General features: G+C 35.8%; 14 protein-coding genes. 10 read left to right on the top strand and 4 right to left on the bottom strand.

The window, feature by feature from the left end; all coding sequences use genetic code 11:
• Positions 1-5: 5 nt before the first annotated feature.
• Both E2636_RS09815 and E2636_RS09810 read right to left on the bottom strand, forming a co-directional pair.
• A complete protein-coding gene (locus E2636_RS09815) occupies positions 6-869 on the bottom strand; it encodes a metal ABC transporter permease (protein ID WP_134211783.1) in 864 nt (287 codons plus the stop codon).
• Positions 869-1,612 (bottom strand): metal ABC transporter ATP-binding protein, encoded by a 744-nt coding sequence (locus tag E2636_RS09810; RefSeq protein WP_017380432.1) that lies wholly within the window; start codon positions 1,610-1,612, stop codon positions 869-871. Before E2636_RS09810 ends, E2636_RS09815 begins: the two co-directional genes overlap by 1 nt.
• 484 nt (positions 1,613-2,096) lie before the next feature.
• On the opposite strand from E2636_RS09810, the gene E2636_RS09805 reads away from it, so the two are divergent.
• The 5 genes from E2636_RS09805 (at position 2,097) to E2636_RS09785 (ending at position 6,268) form a co-directional block, all read left to right on the top strand.
• Complete coding sequence (locus E2636_RS09805) at positions 2,097-3,746, top strand: glycerol-3-phosphate dehydrogenase/oxidase (RefSeq protein ID WP_407670243.1); 1,650 nt, start codon at positions 2,097-2,099, stop codon at positions 3,744-3,746.
• Positions 3,746-4,666 (top strand): alpha/beta fold hydrolase, encoded by a 921-nt coding sequence (locus E2636_RS09800; RefSeq protein WP_134210036.1) that lies wholly within the window; start codon positions 3,746-3,748, stop codon positions 4,664-4,666. The genes E2636_RS09805 and E2636_RS09800 overlap by 1 nt, the downstream gene beginning before the upstream one ends.
• Entirely contained in the window at positions 4,663-5,592 is a 930-nt protein-coding gene (miaA, locus tag E2636_RS09795; RefSeq protein WP_208324061.1) for a tRNA (adenosine(37)-N6)-dimethylallyltransferase MiaA, read from the top strand. The genes E2636_RS09800 and miaA overlap by 4 nt, the downstream gene beginning before the upstream one ends.
• Positions 5,593-5,662: 70 nt before the next feature.
• Positions 5,663-5,890, top strand: coding sequence for an RNA chaperone Hfq (hfq, locus tag E2636_RS09790; RefSeq protein ID WP_134210035.1), 228 nt, complete (start codon positions 5,663-5,665; stop codon positions 5,888-5,890).
• Between the two features lie 78 nt (positions 5,891-5,968).
• Complete coding sequence (locus tag E2636_RS09785) at positions 5,969-6,268, top strand: rhodanese-like domain-containing protein (protein WP_134210034.1); 300 nt, start codon at positions 5,969-5,971, stop codon at positions 6,266-6,268.
• Between the two features lie 28 nt (positions 6,269-6,296).
• Here E2636_RS09785 and E2636_RS09780 read toward each other — a convergent pair whose 3' ends face one another.
• Positions 6,297-6,914 (bottom strand): trimeric intracellular cation channel family protein, encoded by a 618-nt coding sequence (locus tag E2636_RS09780; RefSeq protein WP_134210033.1) that lies wholly within the window; start codon positions 6,912-6,914, stop codon positions 6,297-6,299.
• 139 nt (positions 6,915-7,053) lie between these two features.
• Here E2636_RS09780 and E2636_RS09775 point away from each other — a divergent pair, with 139 nt between their 5' ends.
• The 5 genes from E2636_RS09775 (at position 7,054) to E2636_RS09755 (ending at position 12,294) form a co-directional block, all read left to right on the top strand.
• A complete protein-coding gene (locus E2636_RS09775) occupies positions 7,054-8,319 on the top strand; it encodes a methionine gamma-lyase family protein (protein ID WP_134210032.1) in 1,266 nt (421 codons plus the stop codon).
• 112 nt (positions 8,320-8,431) lie between these two features.
• Positions 8,432-8,812: a MerR family transcriptional regulator gene (locus E2636_RS09770; RefSeq protein ID WP_134210031.1), complete on the top strand. Its 381-nt coding sequence runs from the start codon at positions 8,432-8,434 to the stop codon at positions 8,810-8,812.
• A 42-nt stretch (positions 8,813-8,854) separates the two neighbouring features.
• On the top strand, positions 8,855-10,189 hold the full coding sequence (glnA, locus tag E2636_RS09765; RefSeq protein ID WP_134210030.1) for a type I glutamate--ammonia ligase: 1,335 nt from the start codon (positions 8,855-8,857) through the stop codon (positions 10,187-10,189).
• A gap of 333 nt (positions 10,190-10,522) precedes the next feature.
• Positions 10,523-11,593, top strand: coding sequence for a dual-specificity RNA methyltransferase RlmN (gene rlmN, locus E2636_RS09760; RefSeq protein WP_017380422.1), 1,071 nt, complete (start codon positions 10,523-10,525; stop codon positions 11,591-11,593).
• A gap of 443 nt (positions 11,594-12,036) precedes the next feature.
• Complete coding sequence (locus E2636_RS09755) at positions 12,037-12,294, top strand: phage holin (RefSeq protein WP_134210029.1); 258 nt, start codon at positions 12,037-12,039, stop codon at positions 12,292-12,294.
• A gap of 185 nt (positions 12,295-12,479) precedes the next feature.
• On the opposite strand, the gene lexA is transcribed toward E2636_RS09755, so the two are convergent.
• Positions 12,480-13,100, bottom strand: a complete 621-nt coding sequence (lexA, locus tag E2636_RS09750) for a transcriptional repressor LexA (protein WP_134210028.1) — start codon at positions 13,098-13,100, stop codon at positions 12,480-12,482.
• Positions 13,101-13,142: the final 42 nt, after the last annotated feature.

Here is a 13,142-nt window from a genome sequence, read left to right as displayed (position 1 = left end):
ATAATTTATGATTGTGAATGCATTTCTCTTTTTCGTGCACTTTTAATTGCGCGCCATATTAAGCCTTGTTTTGGTGAAAATAAAAATGCCAGAATAAATAAAACAGTTGCAGCAAGTACAATGGTCGCACCTGATGCTAAATTGTAGGTATAGCTAAAATACAATCCGAGTATGGCTGACAACACACCGATTCCAGCGGAAAGGTAGAGCATTACCCACAGCCGATCTGTTAATAAATAAGCAGTTGATGCCGGCGTAATAAGCATTGCTACAACTAGAATAATACCAACTGTTTGTAAAGAAGCTACTGTTACTAATGTTAGAAGTGCCATTAAGAAATAATGAATAACTTTAGTTGGTAATCCATATGCTGCTGCCATCGTTGGATCAAACGAACTAACAAGAAGTTCCTTATAAAAGACATAAATACTAACAAGAATGAAGATTCCAATGATTAGAGTTGACAACATTTCAGATGGACGTACGGCGAGTACATTTCCAAAAAGAATGTGGTACAAATCTGTGCTGCTTTTCATAAATGTAATAAGAATAATCCCAGATGCAAATGCAGCTGTGAACATGATACCAATTGATACGTCATTCTTAATCCTACTATTATTACTAATGAACCCAATACCTAACGCTGTTATTAATCCAGTGAATACAGCTCCAAAAAAGAAGTTTATACCCAAAATATAAGACAATGCCACACCAGGAAGTACGGCATGCGAGATTGCATCCCCCATTAATGCCATCCCTCTTAAAATGATAAAGCATCCAATTACCCCACAAATAATACCAACCATAATGGATGTAAGTAAGGCTTTTTGTAAAAACCCATAATGGATGAGCGCTTCAATAAAATTCATCATACTTTAACCTCATCTCCAATCAATGTAGGAAATTGATTTGTGTATGCTCTACTTAAGACTTGTGGTTGAAATACTTTTTCAACGTCCCCATGATCGATTAGCTCTTTGTTTAACAAAATTAGTTCATTAAAATAATCACTGGCTTTACTTAAATCATGATGAACAACGACTACAGTTTTTCCGTTATCTCGAAGCTCTTTTAATATCGAGATAATTTTCTCCTCACTAGTGACATCAACACCTACGAACGGTTCATCAAGAAAATACATCTCAGGTTTCTGTGCCAATGCTCGAGCAAGGAATACTCTTTGCTGTTGTCCACCTGAAAGTTCTCCTATTTGACGTTTAGAAAGCTCTGCTATCCCTACTTTTTCTAAACACTCCATAGCTAATAACTTATGTTCTTTTTTTGGACGCTTGAAGATGCCCAAGTTTGGATAAGTACCGAGTAATACAGTATCAATAACTGTAATCGGAAAATCCCAGTCGATATTACTTCGTTGAGGAACATAAGCAACTTTTGTTTTCATTTCCTTAATCGATTTTCCTAGTATTTCAACTTTTCCGTTATCTTTTTTTATTAGATTTAATAAAACTTTTAACAAAGTCGATTTCCCTGCACCGTTTGGTCCAATAATACCAACCAATTTACCTTCCTCAACTGTAAAACTGACATTCTTTAAAGCCTCGGTACCGTTATACGAAACAAATAAATCGTTAACGGCTATTGCTGTTGCCATAACTAATTCCTCCTAATAATAAATCTATTGTTCAAATCATATGATTTTAAATAAAATATTTCCCGTCCGAAAAAAAGTTTCCTTAGAACAACTATATGCGAATAAACTCGTTTAAGCAACAGCAATAAACTAAATATATTTATTATTAAGGTCTCAATTACTTTTATGTAACGTAGTTAGTAAAAGGGTTCTAAATATTACTACAGAAAAATATAAGCATCATTATTAGTTCTACCCGATTGAATGGTGCGTTTTTTGTACATTCAAACAGGAAAAATAGTATAATTAATGGATAAAGTTTCTTTTGAAAATATACCTTAAATTTCCGTTAAATGGATTTTGGGTTAATAGTTCTCAAGTTTAAATGAATAGTTGTGAATGGAAGCTTTCTGGTGAAAAGTGCATATGCCTGATTTCTAGAATAACTCGGCGGTTGGCAAAAAGTAGTAGAAGCAACACGTCTATTTAAATGGAGGAGAGATGCATGATGCTTTCAGCAGGAGGACGTTCAAAAATTATTCGAACTTTAAATACCTTTGAATTTGATTTACTTATAATTGGTGGTGGAATCACTGGAGCGGGTATTGCTCTTGACGCAGTAACGAGAGGACTATCCGTTGCGTTAGTTGAAATGCAAGACTTTGCTGCAGGTACTTCTAGTCGTTCTACAAAACTCGTGCACGGTGGCCTTCGTTATTTAAAACAATTTGAAATACAATTGGTTGCTGAAGTGGGTAGAGAACGTGAAATCGTTTATGAAAATGCAGTTCATGTAACAGAGCCTGAATGGATGCTCCTACCGTTTCACAAAGGTGGTACATTTGGACCGATTTCAACGTCTGTTGGGCTTAGAGTGTATGACTTTTTAGCTGGAGTAAAACGTGCTGAACGACGTCAAATGTTATCAACTGGGGAAACGAAGAAAAAAGAGCCCCTTCTAAAAACTGATGGACTTCGTGGAGCTGGTTACTACGTTGAATACCGAACGGATGATGCTCGATTGACGATTGAAGTAATCAAAAAGGCGGCTGAAAAAGGTGCAGTTTGCGTAAACTATGTTAAAGCACAATCATTTGTCTACCAACAAGGTAAAATTATTGGAGTTGATGTAGTGGATCAAATTTCTGGTGAAACTGCAACCATTCTTGCCAAAAATGTTGTCAATGCGACGGGACCTTGGGTAGATAGTGTTCGTGCAAAGGATTCAATTGAAAATGGTAAACAACTTCATATGACAAAAGGTGTTCATGTGGTAGTTGACCAATCAGTTTTCCCTTTAAAACAAGCCGTTTACTTTGATACCCCTGATGGTCGAATGATGTTTGCGATACCCAGAAATGGTAAAGCATACGTTGGAACGACAGATACTTTTTATGGAGAAAATCCAAAAAATCCTATTGCGACGAGTGAGGATGTCACATACATATTAAATGCAATTGCTTTTATGTTCCCAAGCATCCAATTAACTCAACAGCAAGTAGAATCTACTTGGGCAGGTATCAGACCTCTTATCTATGAAAAAGGAAAAAATCCGTCAGAGATTTCTCGTAAAGATGAAATCTGGGAGTCTGCAAGTGGACTTGTTACAATAGCTGGAGGTAAGTTAACTGGGTACAGAAAAATGGCTGAATTGGTCGTTGAGCGTGTAAAGAGAAACGGCAGAGTCTCTTCTTTTGGACCTTCTGTTACAAAACATCTTCAATTGTCTGGTGGGGATTTTGGAGGTTCTAAATGTTTTATATCCTTTATTGAAAAGAAAGCACTTGAAGGTGAAAAATATGGCTTAACATATGATGAAGCTCAACATCTTGCAGCCTTTTATGGAACGAATGTTGACAAATTATATGACTTTGCAGTTGTTCACAAAGACAATACTTATGGATTGCCGTTACCTATAGCTTCAAGGCTGGATTATGCTATCCAATATGAAATGGCATGTACTCCAGCTGATTTTTTTGTTCGACGAACAGGTAATTTATATTTCAATATTGAAGAAGTACATGAATATAAAGAGCAAGTGTGTCAAATGATGAAATCACAACTTGGATATTCAGAAAACCAATTGGATTTTTATCGATTTGATTTGGATAAACAAATTAAAGCAACAACATCATTTCGAGAGGAGAATTCTTGATGGCTAAAAGTATTTATTATGTAAAAATGTCAGATGGACATGAAATCTATACAGAAGTATATAAACCAGAGGATTCACCAATTGGACATGTTCATATATTACATGGCTTGGCAGAGCATATTGGCCGTTATGAAGAGTTTGCTCATATTTTGGTGGAAAAAGGATATATGGTATCTGGGCATGACCATCGTGGGCATGGACAAACAGGAAAAAAACAAAGTCCACTCGGATTTTTTGCCAATAAGGATGGCTTTGAACGAGTGACGGAAGATGTAAGGGAAGTTTTACAAGCTGTTCGTAAGGATATAACTTGTGAAAGTCCAATTCTTTTTGCCCACAGTATGGGCTCATTTATTGGGAGGCGCTATATTCAAAAATACGGTCAGTCTGTATCAAAAATTGTCCTATCAGGAACGGATGGACCAACAGGTTTAACTGGTAAAATAGGTAAAATTTTTGCGCAAGGATTTGCACTCATCAAAGGAAAGCAAGCTGAGAATCCTTTTCTAAATAAAATGACATTTGGTAATTTTAATGGAAAATTTAAAGAATCGCAAACTGATTTCGATTGGTTAAGTTCTGATCAATCAGAAGTTCAAAAATATGTTGAGGATCCTTTGTGTGGGTTTGTTCCGAGTAACCAACTTTTTATCGATTTAATCAATGGACTCAGTATCATTCATGACAACATAGAAATTGAGCGTATTCCAAAAAACATACCAATTTTAATGATAGCTGGAACAATAGACCCTGTCAGCAGAAACGGAAAAAAACTGTGGATAGTTGCCAAACAATATAAAAAAGCAGGATTAACTGATATTACTGTGGTGTTAGTAGAAGATAAAAGGCATGAATTATTACACGATATTGGAAAAGAAGATACTTTTAATCTCGTCATGAAATGGATGGAGAAAAAATGATCAATATAGAAGTACTGGCAATAGTTGGACCTACTGCATCTGGAAAAACTGCGTTGTCCATTAAACTTGCCAAATTGTTGAATGGAGAAATTATTAATGGGGATTCTATGCAGGTATATAAAGGTCTTGATATTGGTACAGCAAAAATCACGCCGGAAGAGATGGAAGACATTCCTCACCATTTACTAGATATAAAAGAGCCAACAGACTCTTTTTCAGTTGCTGAATTCCAACAATTGGTTCGAGCCAAAATAGCTGAAATTCGAACAAGAGGAAAGTTGCCAATTCTCGTAGGGGGTACAGGACTATACATACAATCGGTTTTATACGACTTTCAGTTTACGGAAGACCGTGTGGATGAAGCAGTTCGAAATGCATACTATGAGAAACTAAAAAAACTAGGACCTGAAGCGATGCATGAAAAGCTTCAACGAATTGATCCTCAAAGTGCGGCAGTGATTCATCCGAATAACACGCGTCGAGTTGTACGTGCTTTAGAAATTGCCGAGCACTCTGATACTACTAAATCGGCTAATCCTCAAAATCAAGGTCGTGAATCAATGTATCGCCATGTGATTTTAGGTTTACATGTTGATCGAGAACAATTGTATGAACGAATTAATATGCGAGTTAGTAATATGATTGAGCAGGGCTTAGTTAGTGAAGCCAGGCAACTATGGGACAATGGAATTATAGATGTACAAGCAGTACAAGCAATAGGCTATAAAGAGATATACGCTTATTTTAGAAATGGTATTTCTTTAGAAGAAGCGGTTGAACAAATTAAACAAAATTCACGAAGATATGCAAAGCGTCAGCTCACTTACTTCCGTAATAAATTTCCAATCACATGGATTGAACCTGATGTCAACATGTCTGAATTACTTTCAAAAATAATAAATGAAATGCAGGAATCTGGTCATTAAAAGCGAATACTATCAAAAGTAATTAAATAAACGCACCACACATTTAGTTCATACAGGGGGAAGTACAATTATGAAACCAATAAATATTCAAGATGTTTGTTTAAATCAGTTTCGCAAAAATAGTATATTTGTTACTGTATTTTTATTAAATGGTTTTCAGTTAAAAGGAATTATCAAATCCTACGATAACTTTACGGTGTTATTAGAATCTGATGGTAAACAGCAACTCATTTATAAACACGCCATTTCTACATTCGTACCTGCAAAATCAGTAGTAATAACAATGGATGAAACTTAACCAATAAACAAGTCATTTGACAATATACCTGTGGGGGTATATTATATTATTATAAACCACTTATTGGAGGAATTAAAAATGAAAACGATTCAACCTGAAAAATTACAAGAAAAGCTAGAAGCTAGTGAAAAAGTTCATATGATTGATGTTCGCGAAGCGGATGAAGTTGCTAAAGGTATAATACCTGGTGCAGAACATATTCCATTAGGATTAGTAGAATTCAAATACCAAGATTTAGACAAAACGAAGGAATACGTAATTATTTGTCGTTCTGGAGGACGTAGTGGAATGGCTTGTCAATTCCTAGAAGGTCAAGGGTTTGATGTAACGAACATGTCTGGCGGTATGTTAGACTGGCAAGGTGAAGTTGAAATATAGAAAAGTAGCAGATTAACTCGGAACCGAGTTAATCTGCTTTTTCTGTTTCAAGTAAAGAACGAAATGGCAAACGCCAATTATATAAGTAGGAGACAACTCGTAAGACAGTCATCAATACAAACAAAATATAGAGCGAAATATCGTCTGTAGCAAGGTCAAAACCAATAACTAAACCTGCAATTGCTGCCCATACTGCATACACTTCATTTTTAAGTACAAGTGGTTTCCGTCCGGCCAAGACATCACGAACGATCCCGCCTCCTGAACCTGTTAATACTGCAGCGACAACGGTTGCACTTATAGGGAGTCCAAGGTGTACAGCGAATAATGCCCCTTGAATTGCAAAAGCAGAAAGTCCAATTGCATCGAAGAATTTCCCCCAGCGATTCCAATGTTTTAATAATTTCAGTGGGAATAAAAAGACAGCTGTAATTGCAAAAAGGGCAATTTGAAACATCATTTCTTGTTCCCATAGTGCTGAGACGGGTACTCCTATTAATAAATTCCGAATTGCTCCTCCACCAAAGGCAGTCACAATTCCGAGTAAATATACACCGAACAAATCATATTCTTCTTCCATAGCAACAATTGCCCCTGATACAGCAAATGCAATTGTTCCAATAATACTTAACACTTCCCAAGCCACTTGACATTCCTCCAAAATTCATTAGAACCGATATAATAATAGCAGATATATATGCTATTACAACTATTTTGGTTTTATATTCTATTTAAATAGGTATGATAAGATAGAATAAGGAAATAGAAGAATTGAGGAATAAATTATGACGTTTCAATCAGTATTAACAACGAACTTATTAAATGAAGCAAAACATATTGAACAACTAGTATCAGAGCAACATGAGACAGCCGATCGTATTGCTTTCTTCAATCAGGAAAAAGTCATTACAGCTTTTAGAAAACATCAAGTAAGTGATTTTCATTTACATCCTTCAAATGGATATGGCTATGATGATGAAGGAAGGGATAATTTAGAACGTGTGTATGCTGAAGTATTTGGATCTGAAGCTGCGCTTGTAAGACATCAAATAATTTCAGGAACACATGCAATAACCATCAGTTTATTTGGCGTGCTCCGACCTGGAGATGAATTACTATATATAACGGGCAAACCATATGACACATTACAAGCAATTGTTGATGGTGGAGAGCATGACACCGGTTCTTTAAAAGACTTTAATATTTCATATCGACACATAGATTTACAAGATAACGGTGATGTTGATTGGGAAAAAGTAGAGCAAGCGATTACATCAAAAACAAAAGTGGTTGCCATTCAACGCTCAAAGGGATACGCTAATCGTCCTTCATTTACTGTTGATCAAATTAAACAAATGACAAAAAAAATTCGCTCCATTAAACCACAAGCAATTATTTTCGTTGATAATTGTTATGGTGAGTTTGTAGAAAAGCTTGAACCAACGAATGTAGGGGTTGATTTAATGGCTGGTTCCCTTATTAAGAATCCTGGTGGTGGTCTTGCGAAAATGGGGGGATACATAACAGGGCAGAAAAAGTATGTTGATATGTGTGCTTATCGAATGACTTCACCTGGTATAGGAGGCGAGGCAGGTGCTTCCTTAAATACATTAGGAGATATGTATCAAGGCTTTTTCTTAGCGCCTCATGTTGTGGCACAAGCAGTTAAAGGAGCAATTTTCACATCGGCCATGCTCGAAAAAATAGGGATGAATACATCACCTCATTATCTTGAAAAGCGGACAGACTTAATACAGTCTGTATCATTCAAAACGGCACAACAAATGATACAATTTTGTCGGGCTATACAAGCTAATTCTCCAATAAATGCTCATTTTTCTCCAGAACCTGCATATATGCCGGGTTATAAGGACGATGTCATCATGGCAGCAGGAACTTTTGTTCAGGGATCAAGTATTGAATTAACTGCTGACGGACCATTACGTCCTCCTTATACAGTATATATCCAAGGGGGATTAACCTATGAACATGTTAAGTTTGCGATCCTCTCTGCTGTTCTTCAACTTCAAGATAGTCCGCTCAATAAATAAGGTGTATATTTCTGATTTAAGAATATTTTTCGGTGTTAGGTAATGTAACATATTATTGACACGAAACCTTACATAATGTAAGATAAGAATTGTGAAAGCGGAGGTGAGTCATGTGAGTCAACAACTAAGAAGAACGATGCCCTTGCTCCCAATTAGCATTGTCATGCAGCTCACAGAATTGACTGCCAGACAAATTCGCTATTATGAAGATCATGATTTAATTAACCCAGCACGTACAGATGGTAATCGACGGATGTTTTCATTAATTGATGTCGACACTTTACTTGAGATTAAAGATTTTCTTGAGCAAGGCATTAATATGGCTGGAATTAAAAAAATATTTGAAATGAAAAACCAGCCCCTCATCGCTGAAAAGAAAGCCCAGATGACAGACAAGGAACTACGAAGTTTCTTGCGTGTTGAAATGCAACAGGCAGGAAGAATGCAAAAGGCTTCTTTAAGACAAGGTGATTTATCTCGTTTTTATCATTAAAGCGAGCAATTATAAATTAAAATTATAGGAGAGTGACAAGAAGTGAGCAAGTACACTAAAGACGACATTCATAAGTTTGTAAAAGAACAAGAAGTTAATTTTATACGTTTACAATTCACAGATATTCTTGGAACGATTAAAAATGTTGAGATACCTGTAAGCCAGCTTGAAAAAGCACTCGATGATAAAATGATGTTTGATGGTTCTTCAATTGAAGGATTCGTCCGCATTGAAGAGTCAGATATGTATTTAGTTCCAGATTTAAACACGTGGGTTGTATTCCCGTGGATTACTGGAAAAGGGAAAGTGGCTCGTTTAATCTGTGACGTAAATAAAGCTGATGGTTCACCATTCAAAGGAGATCCACGCAGTAATTTAAAACGTGTTTTAAAAGAAATGAAAGAATTCGGTTTTACAGATTTTAATTTAGGACCTGAACCGGAATTCTTCCTATTCAAATTAGATGAACGTGGTGAACCAACACTTGAACTAAATGACACTGGTGGATATTTTGATTTAGCACCAATGGATTTAGGAGAAAATTGCCGTCGTGATATAGTTCTAGAATTAGAGGAGATGGGCTTTGAAATCGAAGCATCTCACCATGAAGTAGCTCCAGGACAACATGAAATTGATTTTAAATATGCAGATGCAGTGACAGCTTGTGATAATATACAAACATTTAAATTAGTAGTTAAAACCATTGCACGTAAACATGGTTTGCACGCGACATTTATGCCAAAACCATTATTCGGTGTCAATGGATCAGGAATGCATATGAACGTGTCGTTATTTAATGGTAAAGACAATGCGTTCTATGATGAGAATGCAGACTTGAAATTAAGCGAAACAGCTTATCAATTCATGGCAGGTATTTTGAAGCATGTACAAGGCTTTACAGCAATTACGAATCCAACGGTTAATTCATACAAACGTTTAGTGCCAGGGTACGAAGCACCTTGTTATGTTGCTTGGTCTGCACAAAACCGTAGTCCACTTATTCGTATTCCTTCTTCTCGTGGAGTAAGTACTAGAGTAGAAGTACGTTCAGTTGACCCAGCTGCTAATCCATATCTTGCGATGGCAGTCATCTTGAAAGCTGGACTTGATGGTATTAAAAATAAATTAACACCACCTCCAGCAGTTGACCGCAACATCTATGTTATGAACAAACAAGAGCGTCGTGCAAATGGGGTTGAAGATCTTCCGGCCGACTTATATGCTGCTTTAATAGAACTTGAAAAAAATGAAACAATTCGTGAAGCGTTAGGTGAGCATATTTATGCAAACTTCGTAGATTCCAAAGAAATTGAATGGGATATGTTTAGAGCATCTGTACACCCATGGGAACGCGAACAATATTTGAAAATGTATTAATATTTAAGGTAATTATATAGTTGTCAACACAAAACCCTACTTAAATAGTGGGGTTTTGTGTTTTGTAAGAATACCTCTTTTTACCTTGAGGGCGTAGCTCGTCACTAAATAAAGAATGGATATGCAAAAATATCCACACTAACGAATAAACGTTAAATTTGAGTTCATAATAATAAACACGATTAGTATTTTTTTTTTTGTAAATAGGAAAAGTTGGCTTTTCCTATTAATTGTTACGAAATTATGCTTTGAAAATTCAGTCAGTTGTTATGTATGGTTGTTTCTAGTAGAATGAATATTACTGATTTTGGTTTATGAAAAGAGGGCATCAAAATGAAAAAATCTATTTTTGGATTAACATTAGAACAGCTGACAGTGTGGCTTTTAGATAACGGACAAAAAAAATACCGAGCTGAGCAAATTTGGGATTGGTTATATATTAAACGAATTACCGATTTTTCACATATGAATAATGTCAGTAAAGAGTGTATTGAATTACTTGAAGAAAACTTTGTGTTTTATACACTTGAAGAAAGTGTGAAACAGGAATCAGCAGACGGAACAATTAAGTTCTTATTTAAGATGGAAGACGGAAATTTAATTGAAACAGTTTTAATGAGATTTAAGTATGGTTTATCAGTATGTGTTACTACTCAAGTAGGATGTAACATTGGTTGCAGTTTTTGCGCGAGTGGATTATTGAAGAAAAGCCGTGATTTATCAGCAGGTGAAATCGTTGAGCAGATCATGAAAGTGCAACAACATCTTGATGAATTGGAAAAAGAAGAACGAGTAAGTCATATTGTCGTAATGGGGATCGGCGAGCCATTTGATAACTACACGAACTTAATGGGCTTCTTAAACATTGTTAACTCACAAAAAGGCCTTGCAATAGGTGCTCGTCACATTACTGTATCGACAAGTGGAATTGTTCCGAAAATTTACGATTACGCAGATGAAGGACTTCAAGTGAATTTGGCGATCTCAATTCATGCACCGACAAATGAATTGCGTACACGTATTATGAAGATTAATAAAGCATATCCAATTGAAAAACTAATGGATGCAATTGATTATTATTTGAAAAAAACGAACCGAAGAATTACGTTCGAATATATTCTTTTGCGTGACGTTAATGACCATGTGGAAGAAGCTTGGGGTCTTGCGAAACTACTTGAAAACAAGCGTCATCTTTCTTATGTTAATTTAATTCCGTATAACCCGGTTGATGAACATGGGCAATACCAACAAAGTACCCCTGAAGCAATTACTGCATTTTATAATGCGCTTAAGAAAAAGGGAATTAACTGCGGTGTTCGCCATGAACAGGGAGCTGATATTGACGCTGCTTGTGGCCAGTTAAGAAGTAAGCAAATTAAAAAAGCTGATAAAGCTAAAATATGAATTATAAGGACTAACGAAAATCGTCTCTCATTGTAGGGACGATTTTCGTTTTTTCAATTTTAATTAATCGAGTCAATTTCATAACTCCTCAATTCTATAATAAACACGAACATTTAATTGCTTTTTATATTAATTTTTATTTTAGTCAAGTATGGTTGATTGTAGCGCAATGCGGCGACTCATGTGGGACTAGCACGAACTGAAAGCCCCGCAGGAACGCAGTGACGAGGAAATTGAAGTCGTGCCCCACGGAAAGCGTCCGCATGGAGCGGAAATCTAGTTTGTTCGGATTTTATTCCTAGATTTTTCATTATTAAATTGACTCAATTATGAAAAATCGTATAAATATTTTAAAGGTTAAAAAAATAAAATGAAATCAATACTATTTTAAAACCTTAATACATAAAATAAAGTAAGCAAAGGAGGAGGAGGAGGTAGGGTAATTGAGTGAAAAGAAGAATCAAGCCCCGTTTGACAAGATCATGCTTGTTCGGACGGTTATCCTTTTATTAGCTTGGATAAATCAGTATTTGGTAATGAAAGGTTATAGTCCTTTGCCATTTACTAATGAAGAAACTGAAGTGACGGTTACTGTTTTTATCGCATTTGCAGCATCCATTTGGGCTTGGTGGAAAAACAATGATGTACGCTTTAAAGCAAGACGAAATACTCAATTTTTAAAAGATAAAGGATTAAAATAATTAAAGTGAGGAAGAACGGATTAAATAGTAGAAAAAAACCCACAAAAAGGCCGACTGAAGATGGAAATGTCAGTCGGCGTGATATCGGCTCAAATTTATTATAGCATAATTTTACGAAATGGTATAGTTATTAATAATAAATTGAAATCCTCTTACACTTTGCGTGTAAGAGGATTTCAATTTATTTAGTGGATATGACGATAAACACCTACAACTTTTCCTAAAATCGACACTTGTTCAACAATAATTGGCTCCATAGAGGAATTTTCAGGTTGAAGTCTGAAATATGATTCTTCTTTAAAAAAGCGTTTTACTGTTGCTTCGTCTTCTTCAGTCATAGCAACAACGATATCCCCATTATTTGCAGTTTGCTGCTGTTTTACAACAACGTAATCCCCATTTAAAATGCCAGCTTCTATCATACTATTTCCCATGATTTCAAGCATAAATAGATTATCTTCTGAAGTTCCGAATGTTTCAGGCAGTGGGAAAAACTCTTCAATATTTTCAATAGCTGTGATAGGCAATCCAGCAGTAACCTTACCTATTAATGGAACATTTATCACGTTTGGTCTTAAATCATTTAAGTTATCAATCTCTAAAATCTCAATAGCTCTTGGTTTGGTAGGATCCCGTCTAATTAATCCTTTGCTTTCTAGTCGTGCTAAATGACCATGAACTGTAGAACTAGATGCAAGACCTACAGCTTCCCCAATTTCTCTTACAGATGGCGGATATCCTTTTCTTCGAACTTCATCTTTAATAAAAGCCAATATATCTTCTTGTCGTTTAGATACTTTTTTCAACCAGTTCACCTCCACCTAATAGTTTGCCTCATTTAACTAAGT

Source organism: Paenisporosarcina antarctica (assembly GCF_004367585.1).
GTDB classification, from domain to species: Bacteria; Bacillota; Bacilli; order Bacillales_A; family Planococcaceae; genus Paenisporosarcina; species Paenisporosarcina antarctica.
This window is presented reverse-complemented; position numbering and strand designations above follow the sequence as displayed.

What these genes read in the sequence shown, in the direction of transcription:
- E2636_RS09815 (WP_134211783.1), bottom strand. Translation starts at nt 869, where the DNA reads ATGAATTTTATTGAAGCGCTCATCCATTATGGGTTTTTACAAAAAGCC.
- hfq (WP_134210035.1), top strand. Translation starts at nt 5,663, where the DNA reads ATGAAACCAATAAATATTCAAGATGTTTGTTTAAATCAGTTTCGCAAA.
- rlmN (WP_017380422.1), top strand. Translation starts at nt 10,523, where the DNA reads ATGAAAAAATCTATTTTTGGATTAACATTAGAACAGCTGACAGTGTGG.
- E2636_RS09810 (WP_017380432.1), bottom strand. Translation starts at nt 1,612, where the DNA reads ATGGCAACAGCAATAGCCGTTAACGATTTATTTGTTTCGTATAACGGT.
- E2636_RS09785 (WP_134210034.1), top strand. Translation starts at nt 5,969, where the DNA reads ATGAAAACGATTCAACCTGAAAAATTACAAGAAAAGCTAGAAGCTAGT.
- E2636_RS09805 (WP_407670243.1), top strand. Translation starts at nt 2,097, where the DNA reads ATGATGCTTTCAGCAGGAGGACGTTCAAAAATTATTCGAACTTTAAAT.
- miaA (WP_208324061.1), top strand. Translation starts at nt 4,663, where the DNA reads ATGATCAATATAGAAGTACTGGCAATAGTTGGACCTACTGCATCTGGA.
- E2636_RS09800 (WP_134210036.1), top strand. Translation starts at nt 3,746, where the DNA reads ATGGCTAAAAGTATTTATTATGTAAAAATGTCAGATGGACATGAAATC.
- E2636_RS09775 (WP_134210032.1), top strand. Translation starts at nt 7,054, where the DNA reads ATGACGTTTCAATCAGTATTAACAACGAACTTATTAAATGAAGCAAAA.